Annotated in this window: 17 protein-coding genes; 14 read left to right on the forward strand and 3 right to left on the reverse strand. The window is 53.8% G+C overall.

All coding sequences use genetic code 11. The features are described from left to right. Nucleotides 1–142: 142 nt before the first annotated feature. The 7 genes from R50912_RS08985 to R50912_RS09015 all read left to right on the forward strand — a co-directional run bounded on the left by R50912_RS08985 (nucleotide 143) and on the right by R50912_RS09015 (nucleotide 8,265). Complete coding sequence (locus R50912_RS08985) at nucleotides 143–1,135, forward strand: sugar-binding protein (RefSeq protein WP_042241946.1); 993 nt, start codon at nucleotides 143–145, stop codon at nucleotides 1,133–1,135. Further along, nucleotides 1,132–2,565 (forward strand): sensor histidine kinase, encoded by a 1,434-nt coding sequence (locus tag R50912_RS08990; protein WP_042234110.1) that lies wholly within the window; start codon nucleotides 1,132–1,134, stop codon nucleotides 2,563–2,565. Before R50912_RS08985 ends, R50912_RS08990 begins: the two co-directional genes overlap by 4 nt. A gap of 29 nt (nucleotides 2,566–2,594) precedes the next feature. Then, nucleotides 2,595–4,175, forward strand: coding sequence for a helix-turn-helix domain-containing protein (locus R50912_RS08995; protein WP_052416142.1), 1,581 nt, complete (start codon nucleotides 2,595–2,597; stop codon nucleotides 4,173–4,175). Nucleotides 4,176–4,216: 41 nt separating this feature from the next. After that, complete coding sequence (locus tag R50912_RS09000) at nucleotides 4,217–4,384, forward strand: hypothetical protein (RefSeq protein WP_156123034.1); 168 nt, start codon at nucleotides 4,217–4,219, stop codon at nucleotides 4,382–4,384. Nucleotides 4,385–4,413: 29 nt separating this feature from the next. After that, a complete protein-coding gene (gene xylF / locus R50912_RS09005) occupies nucleotides 4,414–5,469 on the forward strand; it encodes a D-xylose ABC transporter substrate-binding protein (RefSeq protein ID WP_042241948.1) in 1,056 nt (351 codons plus the stop codon). 88 nt (nucleotides 5,470–5,557) lie between these two features. Beyond that, a complete protein-coding gene (locus tag R50912_RS09010; protein ID WP_042234116.1) occupies nucleotides 5,558–7,069 on the forward strand; it encodes a xylose ABC transporter ATP-binding protein in 1,512 nt (503 codons plus the stop codon). 2 nt (nucleotides 7,070–7,071) lie between these two features. Continuing rightward, nucleotides 7,072–8,265: a sugar ABC transporter permease gene (locus R50912_RS09015; RefSeq protein ID WP_042234118.1), complete on the forward strand. Its 1,194-nt coding sequence runs from the start codon at nucleotides 7,072–7,074 to the stop codon at nucleotides 8,263–8,265. A gap of 117 nt (nucleotides 8,266–8,382) precedes the next feature. On the opposite strand, the gene R50912_RS09020 is transcribed toward R50912_RS09015, so the two are convergent. Then, nucleotides 8,383–8,775: a cupredoxin domain-containing protein gene (locus R50912_RS09020; RefSeq protein ID WP_042234120.1), complete on the reverse strand. Its 393-nt coding sequence runs from the start codon at nucleotides 8,773–8,775 to the stop codon at nucleotides 8,383–8,385. Nucleotides 8,776–9,108: 333 nt separating this feature from the next. Between R50912_RS09020 and R50912_RS33200 the strand changes: the two genes are divergently transcribed. After that, entirely contained in the window at nucleotides 9,109–10,194 is a 1,086-nt protein-coding gene (locus R50912_RS33200) for a GGDEF domain-containing protein (RefSeq protein ID WP_052416144.1), read from the forward strand. 121 nt (nucleotides 10,195–10,315) lie between these two features. On the opposite strand, the gene R50912_RS09030 is transcribed toward R50912_RS33200, so the two are convergent. After that, nucleotides 10,316–10,663: a phage holin family protein gene (locus tag R50912_RS09030; RefSeq protein ID WP_042234122.1), complete on the reverse strand. Its 348-nt coding sequence runs from the start codon at nucleotides 10,661–10,663 to the stop codon at nucleotides 10,316–10,318. Between the two features lie 153 nt (nucleotides 10,664–10,816). Here R50912_RS09030 and R50912_RS09035 point away from each other — a divergent pair, with 153 nt between their 5' ends. The 6 genes from R50912_RS09035 (at nucleotide 10,817) to R50912_RS09060 (ending at nucleotide 18,089) form a co-directional block, all read left to right on the forward strand. Continuing rightward, nucleotides 10,817–13,183: an endonuclease MutS2 gene (locus R50912_RS09035; RefSeq protein WP_042234125.1), complete on the forward strand. Its 2,367-nt coding sequence runs from the start codon at nucleotides 10,817–10,819 to the stop codon at nucleotides 13,181–13,183. Between the two features lie 24 nt (nucleotides 13,184–13,207). Beyond that, nucleotides 13,208–13,627, forward strand: a complete 420-nt coding sequence (locus R50912_RS09040; RefSeq protein ID WP_042234127.1) for a DUF350 domain-containing protein — start codon at nucleotides 13,208–13,210, stop codon at nucleotides 13,625–13,627. 136 nt (nucleotides 13,628–13,763) lie between these two features. Continuing rightward, nucleotides 13,764–14,312: a hypothetical protein gene (locus R50912_RS09045; protein ID WP_042234129.1), complete on the forward strand. Its 549-nt coding sequence runs from the start codon at nucleotides 13,764–13,766 to the stop codon at nucleotides 14,310–14,312. Between the two features lie 78 nt (nucleotides 14,313–14,390). Beyond that, nucleotides 14,391–15,611, forward strand: coding sequence for an MFS transporter (locus tag R50912_RS09050; protein WP_042234131.1), 1,221 nt, complete (start codon nucleotides 14,391–14,393; stop codon nucleotides 15,609–15,611). 91 nt (nucleotides 15,612–15,702) lie between these two features. Next, entirely contained in the window at nucleotides 15,703–17,370 is a 1,668-nt protein-coding gene (gene dcuS, locus R50912_RS09055) for a DcuS/MalK family sensor histidine kinase (protein ID WP_156123036.1), read from the forward strand. Then, entirely contained in the window at nucleotides 17,367–18,089 is a 723-nt protein-coding gene (locus R50912_RS09060) for a response regulator (protein WP_042234133.1), read from the forward strand. The genes dcuS and R50912_RS09060 overlap by 4 nt, the downstream gene beginning before the upstream one ends. A gap of 52 nt (nucleotides 18,090–18,141) precedes the next feature. Here R50912_RS09060 and R50912_RS09065 read toward each other — a convergent pair whose 3' ends face one another. After that, a complete protein-coding gene (locus R50912_RS09065; RefSeq protein ID WP_042234135.1) occupies nucleotides 18,142–18,975 on the reverse strand; it encodes a MurR/RpiR family transcriptional regulator in 834 nt (277 codons plus the stop codon). Between the last annotated feature and the right edge of the window lie 15 nt (nucleotides 18,976–18,990).

Consider the following 18,990-nt stretch of genomic DNA (forward strand, 5'->3'; position numbering starts at 1 on the left):
TCGCCATCTGGTGGGTTTGGCTGCGAATAGGCAACTCTTGCAATTAATGATTCAGAATTTATAGGTTTAACATAATATGTTATTCATAAATTAAATATTGCAACCGTTTACAACTCGGGGTAGGATGTTGATTGAGGTGAACATGATGGATAAAAAATGGGTCAGCGGCGCGGGGGTTATTGTGCTTTTTCTGCTGCTGGCATATCTGTTTATAGACTTTGCCAATCATTCGGGCCGGATGGGCAGTATTGTCAATGAATTGAGCGGGCACTCTAGCGGGGATAATTCGGGCTATCATATTGTGCTGATCGAACAAGAGCGGTACCATCCGTACTGGGAAATGGTCGAGAAGGGCGCCAAGGAGGCTGCTGCAAAGTATGGGATCGATATCGAGTTCACCGGCCCGGTTCGCAATAACATGGAGGAGCAGATCAGCCTGCTGGAAAAAGCGATTGCCGCACAGGCGGATGCGATCATTGTGCAGGGGCTGAACGACGAGAAGTTCACCCCCGTAATTGATAAAGCCGTGAACCGGGGGATTCCGGTAATCACCATTGATACCGACGCTCCGGCGAGCAGGCGGCTGGCTTATGTAGGGACCGACAATGTTGCAGCAGGCGAGGCGCTGGGCCGTATGGTGGTTCAGACGACCGGCGGTAAAGGGAAGATCGGTGTGATCATCGGCAGCGAGCTGGCTAAGAATCAGGTTCAGCGTCTGAACGGCCTCAGTAATATTGTAAAAAATTACAGCGGTCTTGCAATTGTGGATGTCCGCAGCTCTAACATCTCACATATGGAGGCAATTCAGCAGGCAGCCGATATGCTGCGGCTTCATCCGGAGATTGATGTGATGGTCGGTACCAGCTCAACGGATGCGTTGGGAGTACTGCAGGCCTCCAAGAGCCTGAAGCGTGTTCCGATGACGATCATTGGCTTCGATAACCAGGCAGAGACCCTTGCTGCCATCAGCCGCGGGGATATCACAGGCACCGTGGCACAGCAGCCTTATCTTATGGGGGCTACGGCTGTACGGCTGCTCCATGAGCATTTTCAGGGAATGCAGCTGGAGTCCAAATACTTCACCGGGGTGAAGGTGCTGGACAAGTCTAATGTGCAGGAGGGAGAGAGCCTATGAGTATCCGCCATAAGCTGCTCATCTGTATTCCGCTGCTTGTGCTGCTGATGAGCTCAGTCTCTTTTGTGCTTTTTGAGAGCGGAAAGAACGTGCAGGAGAGCTACCATCTGATGATGAACCGGATCATGCTGTACAAGGAAGTATCCTATGAGGTAGGGGAGAATATGCGCTCCCTGAACCGTTTCATTATGCAGGTGGACGCGGACAGCTTCCCTGAGGTGCAGAAGCATCTGAGAGCAGTGCAGGAGCTGCGGGCGAAGCTGGACGGAATGGCGACCATCGGGGGAAGCGGCCTTCCGCTGATGAATTACAGTCATATCATTGATACGTTTCTGGATCAGGCCGGGCAGATGATTACAGAGATTGATGGTCAGGACTCCAACACACTGGCCGGTGCCTATATCGAGGCGGAGCAGACACAGCGGTTCATCCGCGAGGAAGCCCAGGAGCTGGTTGACCTGGAACTGGACCAGTACAAGCCGATCTATGCGGAGATTATGTCCACGACGGCCAAGCTGAACCGGCTGGGAAGTCTGCTGGTAATTACCGCAGCGCTGCTTAGTATCTGTATGGCGATCTGGCTGTCCGAGAGCATCACAGGACCTATCCGCCGCCTCGTGGCCACCGCCAAGCAGATCTCCAAGGGGAGGATGGATACGAAAGCGCCGGAGAGTGTCAACAACGATGAGATCAGCATCCTGTGCCGGGCTTTTAACGGAATGATCGACAATATCCAGGAGCTCATGAAGGAGAATATCAAGAGCGTTGAGAAGGACCGGCTGGTTAAAGAGCTGGAGCTGAAAATGCTGCAGAGCCAGATCAATCCGCATTTTCTGTTCAACACGCTGAATTCCATCGCCAAGCTGGCGTATCTGGAAGGAGCGGAAAGGACCAGCGATCTGACGGTATCGGTATCCCGCCTGCTCCGGTATAACCTGCAGAAGCTTGACCAGGCCGTCCCGCTACGCGAGGAAGTAGAGCATGTGAACGAGTATATTAACATTCAGCGGGCCCGCTTCCGTGACCGGATCTCTTTTGAGATGGATATTGATGAGCAGGCACTCGGCGGAATGATTCCCTGCCTGACTCTTCAGCCGATCTTCGAGAATGCTTTTGTCCACGGGCTGGAGCAAATGGAGGCAGGGGCGGTGTTGTCACTGTCGATCCGCTACCGCAGCGGACTTGTAGAGATTGAGATCAGCGATAACGGTGTGGGCATGAACCGGGAGACTGTAGCGAGGCTGATGGGATCAATCGAGGAAGAAGCCCCGTATTTCAGCGGTAAAGGTCAGTCCACCGGACTTGGGACACATAATGTATTCAAACGCCTGCATCTGTTCTTTGACGGGCAGCAGCTGATCGAGATTGACAGCAGTGAAGGGCAGGGGACGGCGGTGCTGTTCAAAGTACCCTTCCGCCCGTCTGCCTGAGCCGCAGGTGAGAAAGGAGATAGATTACGATGTATAGACTGCTGATCGCCGATGATGAGGCGCTGGAACGGGAAGGGCTGGAGCTGATGATCCGCCATATTTTCCCGGATGGATTTGAATTTCTGCATGCCGAGAATGGACGGAAGGCCATTCAGCTCGCGGAGGAGCACCGGCCTGATATTATCTTCATGGACATTAAGATGCCGGGCATTCAGGGACTGGAGGCCGTACGGCAGATTCTCACCAAGCTTCCTTCCGCGCAGATCGTGATGATTACCGCTCATGATTACTTCTCCTATGCCAAGGAGGGGCTGCTGCTGGGAGTGCGTGATTATCTGCTGAAGCCGGCCAGACGGGACGAAGTGGCGGATGTACTGAAGCAGCTGATGACGGTGATCCAGGAGGAGAAGCAGCGCAGGAATGAGCAGCTGGAGCTGCAGGAGAAGCTGGCCCACCTGCTTCCGCTGGCCGAGAACGAACTGACAATGATGCTCATGCTGGAGCATGTGCAGGATCTGGAGCTGGAACAAGTCGCTGGTCTGCTGGAGCTGCAGTGGGCCAAAGGCTATGCGATGGTGCTGTCATTCCCCAGACATTCGGGCGCAGCTTGGGAAGAGTTCCAGCAGGGCAAGCGGGGGATCTATGAGGCGGTCAAGCAGTTTGCCAGAGCAGGGCTTGGCTGTCTGTCCGGGCCGCTAATCGGGCATCAGCTGGCGTTGTTTATCCCCTTGCCGCCGGGGCGGACCGGTTACTCACAGCGCGTCAGCTCGATGGATTGGGGGGAGCGGCTCCGCAGTCTGATGGAGCAGCGGTTCGGTCTGCCGATCAGCATAGGCATCGGCTCGATCCGCGAGGGCTGGGACGGGCTTAGCCGATCCTACCGGGAAGCGGTCCGTGTCTGTGCGGATCACCATGATTCCTTCAGCGTGCACCACTATGATGATATCATCCAGAGCTCGGGGCAGACGGCCGTATCCCTGGATGAGGAGAAGCGGCTGCTGGATGCCCTGCTGCAGCGGAGCAAGCAGGAAGCGTTAGAGCGTTTCGGTACGCTGTATGCCTATTTCGAGCAGGGCGGTGAGCGGCAGCTGCCTGTGATAAGGGGAGAGGTGACCGGGCTCCTGCTGTTCCTCGCCAGAGGGGTTCATTCTGTGGCGGGGGCGGAGATTCTCGCTTCCTTAAGTGCGGCGGAGGACCCTGTCTCCCTCAGGCTGAGCGCAGAAACCTGGCTGGAGCGGCTGATCCACAATCTGGAGCAGGAACAGGAGCATAACCGTTCCCATGTCCATCAGCGGGCGCTGCTCTATATCAGCCAGAAATATAAAGAGGATATCTCCATGGAGCAGACGGCTGAGTATGTGAACTTAAGCCCGCATTATTTCAGCAAATTGTTCCGGCAGCATGCGGGTGAAACCTTCATTGATTACGTCACACGGCTAAGAATTAACGAAGCGAAGCGCCTGATCACCGGAGATCAGCTGAACCTCAAGGAGATTTGTTACGAGGTAGGCTACAAGGACCCGAATTATTTCAGCAGGGTCTTCAAAAAAGCAGCCGGCATGACGCCAAGCGAATTCCGGCAGCAGCATGAGAAGCAGGGTCCTTGCTAATAGAGCAAGGACTTTTTTGTGCCCCGGCCCCGGATAATCCTATGAAAGCGGCCGGGAAGAATTACATTACAGGAGAGGATAACGGAATGCAGGCGGAGAGCAAGAAAGTGCTGGGAATAGCGGCTCCGGCGGAGGATGATCCATGCTACACTTTTTTTGTAAGCGCAATCAAATATGCGGCTAATGAAAAGGGGCGTAGGGCAGAGTGAGAAAATACGGAAGAGCGATTTCACTGGGGATGGCAGCGTTAGTGCTGGCAGCGTCAATGGCGGGCTGTGGAGTAGTCTCAAACGGTGATAATCAGAAGAAGGAGACAACCGGGGCTGCGAAGGACGGAGACAAAATTGTCATCGGCATGTCGATGGATACCTTGAAGGAAGAACGCTGGCAGAAGGACCGGGATATCTTTACGGCAAAAGTGGAGGAGCTTGGCGGTGAAGTGAAGGTGCTGGCTGCAAACGGTGATGATGCTACCCAGTTGAGCCAGGCGGAACAGCTGATCTCCCAGGGTGTGGATGTGCTTGTGGTTATTGCCCATAACGCGGAAGCAACGGCTCCGATCGTAGAGAAGGCTCATAAGGAAGGCATCAAGGTCATTGCCTATGACCGCCTGATCAATAATGCTGAGGTAGACTATTATATTTCGTTTGATAACGTGCGTGTCGGAGAGTTCCAGGCTCAGGCGGTCATAGATAAGGCCCCTAAAGGCAATATCGTCTATATCGGCGGTGCAGATACCGATAACAACGCCCATATGTTCAAAGAAGGGGCGATGAATATTCTGAAGCCGCTTGAAGAGAAGGGCGACATTAAGATTGTCTACGACCAGTTCTCCAAGGACTGGAAGCCGGAAGAAGCGCTGAAAAATATGGAGAATGCGCTGACCGCGAACAATAATGATGTACAAGGTGTGGTAGCAGCCAATGACGGGACTGCAGGCGGTTCGATCCAGGCGCTCACCGCACAGGGCATGGCCGGTAAAATACCGGTATCCGGCCAGGATGCTGACCTTGCTGCGGTACAGCGCATCGCTGAAGGCACGCAGCTGATGACCGTCTACAAACCGATCAACGCGATTGCAACGAAAGCTGCGGAAATGGCGATAGCAGCTGCCAAAGGCGAAAGTATTTCGACGGAAAAATCAGTTAACAACGGTAAAGTGGATGTTCCTTCTGTATTGCTCGATCCGCTTGCGGTCAATAAGGATAACCTGGACGTACTGATCAAGGATGGCTTCCACAAGCTTGAGGATGTCTACAAGAACGTTCCGAAGGACCAGTGGCCGAAACAATAAGGGCGGCCTTCGCGGCAAGCAGATGCGGCGCCAGTGGCGTTATCGCATCTGCTTGCCGGTTTAAGGGCCGGAAGGAGGAGCGGAAGGCATGAATGTACTTGAAATGGTAGAGATCAGCAAGACATTCCCCGGTGTTAAGGCGCTGGACCATGTGAACTTCAAGGTCAAGCAAGGGGAGATTCACGCCTTATGCGGCGAGAACGGCGCGGGCAAATCCACATTGATGAAGGTACTGAGCGGATTGTACCCGGCGGGGACGTACGGCGGAGAAATCCTGATCAATGGGGAGAAAAAGTCGTTTCATAGAATAACGGATGCGGAGAAGGCCGGTATCGCGATTATTCATCAGGAGCTGGCACTCGTGAAGGAAATGACAGTCGGAGAGAATATTTTCCTGGGAGCTGAACCGGTCAGACGCGGGGCGATCCAGTGGAATGAGCTCTATCATCAGGCTTCGCTATGGCTGAAGAAGGTCGGGCTGAATCTGTCTCCGGACACGAAGATCGGTAATCTCGGCATCGGCCAGCAGCAACTGGTGGAGATCGCCAAGGCACTCTCCAAGCATACCAAGATTCTCATTCTGGATGAACCGACGGCAGCTCTGACCGAGAGCGAGGTGTCTATCCTGATGGGCATTCTGAACCAGCTGCGGCGCGAAGGGGTAACCTGTGTCTATATTTCACACAAAATGCCTGAAGTGTTCGCACTGGCTGATTCGATCACCGTGCTGCGGGACGGGCGGACGGTAGCTACACTTGACCGCAGTGAGACAGATGACGATCAGATTGTATCCCTAATGGTTGGACGTGAGCTCACGGAGCGGTATCCGCGCGTGGAGCATTCGCCTGGGAACAAGGTGCTTGAGGTCAAAGATTATAATGTATGGCACCCGGAGAAGCGCCAGCAGAAGGTGCTCCGCGATATTGAATTCAGCCTTCGTCAAGGTGAGATACTGGGCATTGCCGGGCTGATGGGCGCCGGACGCACGGAACTTGTCAGCAGCCTGTTCGGCGCCTATGGGGGCCGGGCCGAAGGAACGGTGCTGATTGAAGGCAAGGCCATTAAGATCCGTTCTATAGCCGATGCGATCAAGGCGGGGATTGCCCTGGTTACGGAAGACCGTAAACGCCAGGGACTGGTCATGGGAATGGATGTCAAACGTAACACCACTTTAGCCACACTGGGCAAAGTCGCAAGGCTGGGGGTCATCAATGAGAATGAGGAAATTAAGTGGGCAGACCGGTACGTGCAGGATCTGAAGACGAAAACAGCTTCGCTGGAGACGCTGGTAGGCACACTGTCCGGGGGGAACCAGCAGAAGGTCGTTATCGGCAAGTGGCTGATGTCAGACCCCAAAATTCTGATTATGGACGAACCTACCCGGGGCATCGACGTCGGGGCGAAGTACGAAATATATAATTTGATGAATCAGCTGGTAGAGCAGGGAGTGGCCATTATTATGATCTCCTCGGAGCTTCCGGAGGTACTGGGCATGAGCGACCGGATTCTGGTGATGTGTGAAGGGCAGTTCGTACGGGAATATGATTGGCGGGAAGCGACGCAGGAGAATATTATGCTGGCCGCTACGGGAGGTAGATAGAGATGCAGTTGCAAAAAGAGCTTAAGGAACCTGAAGCGGTTCCGGCAGCCGGAGGATCGCGCTTACGCGGCTTGTTCGGCAAAATGGATATGCGTGCCTATACGATGGTGGGTGCATTAATACTGATCTGGGTGCTGTTCGGAGTACTGAATCCGACCTTCCTGACTTCGCGGAATCTGTCCAATCTGTTCACGCAGATGTCAGTGACCTCCATTCTGGCCATCGGCATGGTGCTGGTCATTGTGGCAGGGCATATCGATCTGTCTGTCGGCTCCATCGTCGGACTGACCGGCGGCATGGCAGCAATTCTCAGCAACTGGCTGGAGCTGCCGGCTATTGTAGTCATCCTTGGTACACTGGCCGCAGGTGCCGTGCTGGGCCTGATTCAGGGCTGGCTGGTGGCGTATAAAATGATCCCCGCCTTCATTGTAACCCTGGGGGGGATGATGGTGTTCCGCGGCGTGCTGATGGGTGTGACGGAGTCGATGACCATTCCGGTGTCTGATCCGGTGCTGGCCTTGCTCGGCAATGCTTATTTTGCTCCGGGCTTCGGTATCATCCTTGGTGTGATCGCAGTAGGACTACTGCTCTGGAGTGCGTTCAATAAACGCCGTTCCCGCAAGAAATACGGCTTCGAAATCGCCCCGCTGGGCCTGGACATCGCCAAGGTGGCCGGACTTGCCCTGCTGGTGGTGGCTTTTGTAGCCGTGATGAACAATTACAAGGGGATTCCATTCCCGATTATTTTCGTAATTGTCCTGGCAGTCATCTTCTATTTCCTGTCAACCAAGACCACCTTCGGCCGTCATATCTATGCAATAGGGGGCAATATTGAGGCGGCACGCCTCTCCGGCATTAACATCAAGCGCAAATCCATGCTGATCTTCGTGCTGAGCGGATTGCTGGGCTCGATCGCCGCCATCGTGCTGACCTCACGCCTGGCCTCGGCCACTATCACTGCGGGTAATATGGCTGAGATGGATGCTATCGCCGCTTGCGTCATTGGCGGCACTTCACTGATGGGCGGAGCCGGCACAGTCATCGGCGCCATTATCGGGGCACTGGTGATGACCTCGCTGGATAACGGAATGTCGCTGATGGGACTTGAATCCTTCTGGCAGTATGTCGTCAAAGGCTCGATTCTGGTCATTGCCGTCTGGCTGGATATTTCCAATCGCAGCAAGGGTGTGAAATAACGGCAGCACCAGCAGGTTAAACAATTTCAGCAGAACAGCCAAAACAGCCGGTTAAGGACAATGGGACTGAGTCCCATGTTGACCTTGGCCGGCTGTTTGCTGTGCCTATAGAGCCGCTTATTCGACAATAATCTTGGCGCTCATCTCACTGTGGCCGGAGCCGCACATGATCGCGCAGGTGACCTCGAAGGTTCCCGCCTCCTCGGGGAGAATCACCTTGGAGGAATCTTTGGCATCCAGCCGCAGCTTCATCTCAGGCACAAGAATGCCGTGGTTGCCGCTTTCATTTTTGAAGATGATTTTGACCGGTACTCCCTTTTTCAAACGGTATTCTTTCTGGTCAAAGCTGTAGTTGGTTGCTGTAATGACGATTTCTTCTTCCGCCGTAAGATTGGTGTCAGCAGCCGAGCTGTTAGCGCCGCCAGGATTGCTGCTGTCCGTGCCGGTTCCGCAAGCCGTAAGCAGAAGTGCAAATACAATAGAACAAAGAATAGCCGCTTTCCTGATCATTAGTAGCCTCCTAAAAGGTTTGTGGGCATAGACCTGCTGAACTTCTTCGTACAGAACTTGCTTCGGAAGCTTATGCTCAGAGTTTTGATAACAGGTGTCATTAGCATAGCTTAAATCACGATGGTTGTCTTGGATAATCTGTGAGGAATTGTTTGACCGGAAGCTGACTCCAAACTTTGTCGAAAATTGCAAAAAAATGATGCAAAAACAATTAAAATTTATTATAATTAAAGCTATTATAATTTCAACTTTATATAATTTGGTTAGAAGTAGGGGATCCACATTATTTTAGCCCACGAATCGCAAAGTGCGGAGAAATGGCACCGCAGAATATTGAACGGATACTGGATTGTTGTGCTCTGTATGCTGGCAGCCCAATTTATTTTTATGCTGTCCTCCCACTCCTTTGAAACTAAGACCATCCTCATTCCCAGTAAGGGCCACTTATTCATCGCCTGTAATCTGATGATCATTATAGCTATGGCTTCCGCCGAGATTTGGCTGCGTAAGTCGCAGCATTATCATAAGCAGGCCATTGTGATCAGCGGGTTTATCGTTTCTTATCTGATGTATTTTGTGCTGGAACCTTTTGTAGACGGTGCCCAGATGACACTTATGATGCCGATTATGATTGCCCTGATCTATTTCGACCAGCGGGTGCTGCACTATCTCGGGGTATTTAGCACGCTATTCTATAGCGGAATTTATTTCGGGCTTGAGCGGCCGTTGCTGGACAAACCGTTGCTGGAGTTTCTGATCGTAGAATGTGCGTTTATTGTGTTCGCCGTGATGACGCAGGCTGTCATTGTCAGGGCCCGTGAGACCCGCGAATATCTGGAGCAATTGACCAAGTCGGAGCAGGGGCTGATGGTGGAACGGGCGATTTCCGACAAGCTGCTGAAGACCGATGCGCTTACCGGCCTGTACAATCACAAAACCTTTCATGAATATCTGGATTCGCTGCTGGAGCAGTGCTCGAGCAACGGGCTGAGGCTGCAACTGGCGCTGTTTGATATCGACAACTTCAAGCGTGTCAATGATACGTACGGACACTGGGTCGGCGATCTCGTGCTTAAGGAGGTGGCAGCGAAGGTGAATGGTCTGATCGGGTTGAATGATTTCGCGGCGAGATACGGCGGGGAAGAGTTCGCGGTGATTTTTACGGATAAAAGCTTTCAGGAAGCCTATGCTGCCGTCGAGGAGATGCGGGTAGGTATAGCTGCTATGGAGCATCCATACGCCGGAGGCAAGCCGATTACGGTCAGTATCGGGTTCTGCGATTATCAGCTGGGGGACGGCAAGGAAATGCTGTTCCGCAAGACGGACGAAGCGCTCTACAGTGCCAAGCGTGGCGGCAAAAATGCTGTCGTCACGGCTGCTGTCACCCATGGCGATGATCCGATGGTGTCCTATGCGTAATTATTAGTTTAAAAAATTTTTTAATTACAACAAACCCCCAGTATCCGGTATAATCCGGGGATTGGGGGTTTCGTTGTGTGCTGAAACGGATACCCGTCCCCTAAGGACGGTTTAGCCGGTTCTACTTGGCCGCTTCAAACGGAGTGGATACCGGCAGGAAGAGGTCGATAATGCCAATGACCAGGGCTGCGAGCAGCGCTCCAAGAATGGTGACACTGACTCCGCTCACAATGAACTGGGCAATCCAGATCACCAGTGCGCTGACCAGGAAACCGACGATACCGCGGCCGAAGGGTGTTGTTTTTTTGCCGAAAATGCCTTCAACCACCCAGCCGAGCAGAGCTATAACCAGCGCAAGCACAAGAGCGCTCCAGAATCCCCCGACTGTGAACTGCGGGACAATCCAGCCGACCACCATCAGAACGATTGCAGCGACCACGAAACGTACCACATGACCTAAGAATTTCACCTAAATTAACCTCCTTTGGCGTTCGCGTAAGGATATGTGCGTTGTTATTGTGGCCCGCAGCCGCTTTTCTATGCCCAGAAATCATACCCAAATAGCGAAAATGGGCTGAATTAGGTATAATGTAACCATCTATGAAGGGAGCTGTGACAGTAATTGGACGACAAAATTTTGCATACGCTTGAATATCGCAAGATTTTAAATAAATTGATGCAGTATACGCAGACACCAATGGGACGACTGACTGCCGAATCGCTGAAGCCCTCCGGAGATTTCGAAGGAGTGAAGCTGCTCCTGCAGGCTACGGATGAGGCTGCTAATGTTGACCGGCTGAAGGGGATTCCTTCCTTCCGCAGTGTGACTGACATCAAGCCCGCCTTGAAACGCGCTTCGATCGGCGGAATGCTCGGCACCGTGGAACTGCTCTCTGTCGGCAACACCATCGGCGGAGCCCGCCGAGTGAAGCGGTTCCTCGGGGCGATGCATGAGGATGAGAAGATTCCTACTCTCTTCGCCCAGAGCGATCTGCTCTCGGAGCAGAAGCATGTGGAGGATGCCATCCGCCTGTGTATTGACGAGAATGCGGATGTAATGGACTCGGCCAGTACAGAGCTAGCCTCCATCCGCCGGGAGCTGCGCGGCGGCGAGACCCGCATCCGCGAGAAGCTGGATTCCATGATCCGCTCCTCTTCGGTATCGAAGATGCTGCAGGATCAGCTTGTGACGATCCGTGGTGACCGGTTTGTCATTCCGGTCAAAGCGGAGTACCGTGCCCATTTCGGCGGCATTGTGCATGATCAGTCCGGCTCCGGGGCGACGCTGTTCATTGAGCCGGAATCGATTGTGGCGATGAACAACAAGCTGCGCGAGACACGGCTGCGCGAGGAGCGGGAGATCGAGATCATCCTGCATCGCCTGACGGCACTTGTCGGCGATATTGCCGAAGAGATGGCTTATGATATCGATATTCTCGGGGAACTCGATTTCATCTTCGCCAAGGCACGCCTGGCACGTGACATGAAGGCTACCCAGCCGCGTATGAATGACCGCGGCTACCTGCGCCTGCGCAAAGGGCGCCATCCGCTCATTCCTGCGGAGCAGGTCGTGCCGCTGGATGTGGAGCTGGGCAACCATTACAGCTCGATTATCGTGACCGGCCCGAATACCGGCGGGAAGACGGTTACCCTGAAGACCATCGGTCTCCTCAGCCTGATGTCGATGTCAGGATTGTTCATTCCGGCAGAGGAAGGCAGCCAGATGTGCGTCTTCGATGCGATCTATGCCGACATTGGCGATGAGCAGAGTATTGAGCAGAGCTTAAGTACGTTCTCCAGCCATATGACCAATATTATCTCCATCCTGAAGAGAATGACGCCGAAGAGTCTGATTCTGCTCGATGAAGTGGGAGCAGGAACGGATCCGGCGGAGGGATCGGCCCTGGCGATTGCCATTCTGGAGAATATCCACCGTACAGAATGCCGGATGGTGGCAACTACGCATTACAGCGAGCTGAAGGCTTACGCCTACGAGCGCAAAGGCGTCATCAATGCCAGTATGGAGTTTGATGTGGCCAGCCTGAGTCCTACCTACCGGTTGCTGATCGGTGTGCCGGGACGAAGCAATGCGTTCGCCATTGCCGAGCGCCTCGGGCTGCCGAATGCCATTCTTGAGCATGCGCGCGGCGAAGTCAAGGAAGAAGACATGCGCGTCGAGCACATGATCGCTTCCCTGGAAGAGAACCGCCTCACCGCAGAGAATGAGCGTGAACGGGCCGAGGGTCTGCGCCGCGAAGCGGAAGAATTCCGCAAGCGGCAGCAGCTGGAGCTGGAGAAGCTGGAAGGCCAGCGCGACAAACGTCTGGAGAAGGCGGAGAAGGATGCCAGCGATATTCTCGCCAAGGCGCGTAAGGAAGCCGAGGAGATCATCAGTGACCTCCGCCGCCTGGCAATGGAGGAAGGGGCGTCCGTCAAGGAGCATAAGCTGATCGAAGCCCGCCGAAGACTGGATGAAGCGGAGCCTGCACCGCGCAAGAAGGTTATCGCCCGCAGCAGTACCAAGGCGCCGCGGAAGATTCAGCCCGGAGATGAAGTCAAGGTGGCTAATGTGAATCAGAAGGGTCTTGTTGTAGAGCTGAGCGGTGCCAAGGAAGCCGTGGTGCAGTTCGGCATCATGAAGATGAAGGTTAATCTGAGTGATCTGGAGTTCCTGGCCTCCGCACCGGATTCGCCTCCCCCGGCTCTGCGCCGGGCTACGACAGTCAAGCGTACGCGGGATGAGAATGTCCGCATCGAGCTCGATCTGCGCGGGGCCAATCTGGAAGAGGCCATTATGGAAACCGACCGTTTCATCGACGAAGCATTCCTCGGCAATCTGGGGCAGATTTCGATTATCCACGGCAAAGGCACGGGGGTATTGCGGACGGGGATTCAGGAATATCTGCGCAAGCATAAGCATATCAAAAGCTATCGGCTCGGGAATTACAACGAAGGCGGCGCGGGCGTAACCGTGGCTGAACTGCAGTAGCGTCCGGCAGAAAGAGGGGGAAGTATGCAAGATAATATTGATCTTTTGCTGGATCATCCGCTGGGAGCGCTGCTCGGCTACTTCACAGTGGCCATATTGGGTCTGGTGGTATTCCTGTCCTTCTTTGAAATGGTGACTAAATACAACTGCTGGGAAGAAATCCGCAAGGGGAATGTGGCCGTAGCGATGGCAACCGGGGGCAAAATCTTCGGCATCTGCAATATTCTGCGCTTCAGCATTGAAGCGGGAGCATCGATCTATGAGACGATGAAATGGTCGGCTGTGGGTTTCCTCCTGCTGCTGCTGGCGTACTTCCTGTTTGAATTTCTAACCCCCGTCTTTTCGATTGATGACGAGATTGCCGCGGATAACCGGGCCGTGGGACTGACAGCAATGCTGATCTCCGTTTCATTGTCCTATGTCATCGGTGCTGCTATATTTTAATTTAGGGAGCAGGGAAATATGAAGATTCTGGTTCGGGTTCTGTTCATTTCCGCTCTGGCGTTTATAGCGGCCGGGATTATATATTTATTGATGCACTGAATTGAACCTAATGTGAGGAACGAAGGAGATTATACAGATGGAAACGACAGTATGTCCTTGGTGCCATACCGAGATTGTATGGGATGAGGAGTTTGGTCCGGAGGACACTTGTCCTCATTGCAATAATGAGCTTAGCGGTTACCGCACAATTACAATAGGCGCTGACGATCTTGAAGATGAAGAGGTAGACCCAGAGGATGCTTCCGTAGATGAAGAGGTCAGTGACGAGGGTCTGTGGGATGACGAAGGTGACCAGGATAGTGTGGTTCCCATATTTAATACCCTGGTCCAGTTCGGCGATGATTATGATCTGACGCGTTATGAGCAGAGTGTCTCCAGCTTGCTGGCTGCGCAGCTGGAAGCGCCAGAATGTCCACAATGCCATGAGCTGATGATTCACTCGGGCACACAGCAGGTAAGCGGATTTTCCCCGGCAACGCCAGAAGCGCTTGGTGGTGGACCGGTGCTTAAGCCGCCATTCTCGCTGAATCTGTTCGTATGTCCTTCCTGCTTCCATGTGCAGCATAGCCTGGCGCAGGAAGACCGCATTCAGCTTGTACGCAATCTCAGCACTGCATCGGAATAAGCTTGAAATTCATGCTTTCCCTGTAATTTGGACATGTTATGTTTACATGAGATGTCCAGAATAGCAGGGAGGTATAGCATGAGGAGGTTATTACGGAACCAGGTAGCGCTGCTGCTTGCCGTGGGCGGGCTTTACCTGCTGGCAACGGTGCTGGCAGGTACTTTTTTGAACGTATATTTATGGAAAAGCCGGCAGAATTTCGCCATGATCGGCTGGTTTACGGTTGCCCAGCAGCTCGCAGTCGGACTAAGCTTCTGGCTGGGCGGCAAATGGGTGAAGGAGCATAACAAAATGAATGCCCTGCGGCTGGGAATTGCCGTTTCGGGCTTTTTTTATTTGCTGGTGCTCTGGCTGCGCGGAGAAGCGGTGCATTATATCTGGCCGCTGGGACTCATTCTCGGTCTTTCGATCGGGTTCTACTGGCTGGCTTTTAATATTGTTTTCTTTGAGATTACCGAGGCGGGCAACCGCGATTTCTTCAACGGCTGGATGGGACTGCTGGGTTCGCTGATGGGCATCGTCGGTCCGTGGGTATCCGGTAGTCTGATCTCCTTATGGCACGGGGACAAGGGCTACCGTATTGTGTTTATCCTGTCACTGTGTGTCTATGGAGTGGCTGCTGTAATCAGCTTTGGGCTGGAGAAGCGGCCTCGCGGCGGAACCTACCTGTGGCTGGAACCCTGGCGCGAGCTTAGCCGCAAGGAGAGTCCATGGCGGCCCGCTGCGGCGGCACTGCTGTTCCAGGGAGTACGGGAGGGCGTATTCTCGTTCCTGATCGGACTGCTGGTCTATATTGCGGCCCGTCAGGAGAGTAAGGTTGGGCAGTTCGCGCTGATAACCTCGGCCGTTTCTTTGATCAGCTACTATGTGGCGGGTAAACGGTTCAAGCCCGGAACCCGTTCCAAAGGGATGCTGGCCGGCAGTCTGCTGCTGATCGCGTTCATTCTGCCGCTTATGTGGAAGGTGAATTACGCCGCGCTGTTAATTATGGGAATTGGAACCTCGCTGTGTATCCCGCTCTATATGCTGCCGATGACGTCTACCAGCTTCGACCTGATGGGTGTCTCTGAAGAGAGTGCCGGCAAACGGGTGGAGCTGGTTGTGCTGAGGGAGTTGAGTCTAATGACAGGGCGGCTGACGGGGCTGCTTGTGTTCATCGCTGTGCTGTCGGTCAATCAGTCCCCGCAGGCTGTCACTCTACTAATGCTGCTCCTGGGTACGGCTCCGCTGGGGAGCTGGCTGGTGCTGCGGCGGTTGCTTAAGCAAGGAGCCGGGCTTAAGCATAACAAGATAACTTGAGCTGAACAGATCCGGGTGCAGGTGCTGAACCGGCTTGGATCTAGCCGGGATATCCTGCTACAAATGTTATTTATGAGGAGGCATGGCATCCTTGGCCAAGAAAAAAAGCTACAGCCTAAGGACAACGGTAGCGGTGATGGTATCTGCCGTCGTAGTCCTGGTGCTGCTGGTCTTATATATTATATTCCGCAATCAGATTATTCCCCAGACCCGGCATGCGCTGGAGGATAAGGCCATTACGATTGCCCGCACGATTGCCCTGATGCCGCTGCTCTCAGAGGGCTTAAGCAAAGGGGACAGCAAGGGGATTCAAGCCTATACCTCCAAAATTACACGCCGCAATGATATATTGTTTGTAGTGGTGATGGATATGAACAGCATCCGGTATTCTCATCCGGATGCCTACAAGGTTGGGCTGCCCTTCGTGGGAGGCGGGCAGGAGGCTGCGCTGCGCGGACAAGAGAGCATCTCCGAAGGAACAGGAACGCTCGGAAATTCGCTGAGGGCATTCGTGCCGGTCTTTGACGGCAGAGGTCATCAGCTCGGGGTCGTAGTAGCTGGACTGTCGATGGACAGGGTGCAGCGTCTGGTCAGGCAGAATGAATGGACGATTATTGCCATTCTGGTCTCAGGCGCGCTGCTTGGAGCCGGAGGCGCCTTTGTTCTGGCCAGGAGGATCAAGCAAATGATATTCGGCATGGAGCCTGCCGATATTTCCAGACTCCTGCAGGAACGCAGCGCCATGCTGGAGTCCATTCGCGAGGGGATTATTGCGATTGACCAGGAAGCGCGCATTACGCTTATCAATATGGAAGCGCACCGGCTTCTCAAGGCGGCAGGGATCAACGGCGCTGTTGTAAACCGGCAGATTGCCGATTATTGGCCAGAGCTGCGTCTGGAGCATGTGCTGGCCAGCGGGGAAGGCAGGCAGGACCAGGAGCTGGAGCTGGGCGGTATCTCCCTGCTCGTAAGCAGCCTGCCGGTCCGCGTAGGCGGCGAGATTGCCGGAGCCATCGCTACATTTCGTGACAAGACTGAGCTGGCAGTTCTGGCCGAACGGCTGTCGGGTATTTCTGTCTATGCAGACGCCTTGCGGGCAGGTGCCCATGAATTCATGAACAAGCTGCATGTGATTATGGGCATGACGCATATGGGCTTATATGACGAGCTGCAGCAGTATATTCTGGGAACGGCAAATAACTACCAGCAGGAGATCGGGGCCATCACGAGACAGATTAAGGACCCGGCTATGGCGGGTTTTCTGCTGGGTAAGCTGAGCCGGGCGCGCGAGACGGGAATTGAACTGCTGCTGACTGCGGACAGTTATCTGCCGGAATCGGCAGATTCGCAGGTTATTCATGAGCTGATTACGATTGCCGGGAATTTGCTGGACAATGCGATGGAAGCGCTGGGCGGCCCGGGACCTGATGAACACAGCAGCGATGTATACAGCAGAGATGTACACGGCAGAGATGTACACAGTAATAAGCGGATCGGGCTTGCTTTTCACTATGAAGAGGGAAGGCTGCTGTGTGAGGTTAGCGACAACGGCCCGGGGATTCCGGAGGCACTCCGGGAGCAGATATTCGTCCAGGGCTTCTCCTCCAAGGGGGAACACCGGGGAATCGGACTGTATTTGGTCAGGAAGAGTGTAGATAAACTGCAGGGACATCTTCAGATTGCCGCCTGCGGCGGCGGGCAGGGAACCACGTTCATCGTTGATGTGCCATATGCTGCAAAGGGTGAGGAGAGCCAATGAACATTAAAGTGCTGATTGTAGAAGATGACCCGATGGTAGCGAAATTCAACCGCCATTATCTCGAACAGGTCCAGGGCTTCGAGTTCGCGGGCTGGGCGGCTTCAGGAGATGAGGCCTTGAAGATGCTGGCGGAACAGGAGATCGATCTCCTGCTGCTGGATATCTATATGCCCGGTACCAGCGGGCTTCAGCTGTTGTCCACGCTCCGGGAGCAGGGAAGCAAGGCGGATATCATTGTGATCTCCGCCGCCAGCGATAATGCAAGCATCCGTAAGGCGCTGCAGAACGGGGCTGTGGATTACCTGATCAAGCCATTTGAGTTTGCCCGTTTTCAGGCGGCTTTGTCGGCATACCGCGAAGACTTTCGGTTAATGCACAAGGAACATCTGAGCCAGGAACAGCTGGATAAGCTGCTGCGCCATTCCGCTCCGGAGGCTGAAGAAGACAAGAGTGGGGCGCAGAGCCTGCCCAAAGGTCTTACCGAAGGCACACTGGAGAGCATCTGGGATACGATTAAGCAGCTGCAGAACCCGGTATTCTCCACTGAAGATATCAGCAGCCAGGCGCCGATTTCGCGGATTTCTGTCCGCAAATATCTGGCTTTTCTGACCGAGGCAGGCATTCTGGAGATGGAGCTCAGCTACGGCGCGGTAGGCAGACCGGTATATATGTACAAGGTGAAGCCGGAGGGGAAGGACTATATAAGTAAATATTTATAAGCGGCAAGCGTGTTAGCGGGGACCTTCGGGTCCTTTTTTTATTATTGCGGGTTCAGGTACGCGGAAGCTTCCCTCCATACTGCGCCCGCAGCTGCTGGAGCTTGTCAAGATTGCTCAGGTTATGATCCCGGTTGACCAGTCCTACACCGAGAATCAGATTCTCAATGATATAAATAGGGCCGACCATTGAATGAAACTCCCAAACCTCGCCTCTTCCGGCATACAACACGATATCTGCATCCTGTGAACGGGGATATACAAGTCTGTCAGTGATCAGAATGACCTGATAAGCTGCCTCCCGTGAATGGTCCAGAATCACCTCGATTTCAGGTAACAGCTGCACAAATCCAAAAACCAGTACCACATCCTGTTTGTCAGCATGCATTAGGGTCTCCAGCAGCTCATGGCCGCTCGGAGCCATCCGCTTCATCTGAAGACCAAAGCGCGCCATCCGGTAGATCATCAGTTCAGCCAGTCCGCCGCAGGGGCCGGGACAATAAACATATACAATCCGTGCAGCAGACAGACTGTTTACCGCGGACTGCAGCGACGTCTCATTCAAATAACGGTGTGTCTCCTGCAGATGGTGAAGGGAATTATTCAGCAGCAGCTGGGGGAGTGAACTATCATCGGATCGCTCCATTGCGTCACGCATTTTAACCGAGGGCGTAGATTCGAACCGGAACCGTAGCCGGTTTTTGAAATCCTTGGCATGCTTGTAGCCGGCTGCTTTCCAGAAACGTGAGACGGAGGCGATGCTCAAATGGAGCTCGTCAGCAACTTCCTGCTCTGTCATATAGACAACCCGCTGCTCATTCTTCTGGATAAAATCGGCGATGATCCGCTGGTTGGGTGAGAACGGGCGGTGATTCCAGTCTTTATACATATGCGTTTCCTCCGG

This window comes from Paenibacillus sp. FSL R5-0912 (assembly GCF_000758605.1).
Classification (GTDB): Bacteria; Bacillota; Bacilli; order Paenibacillales; family Paenibacillaceae; genus Paenibacillus_AQ.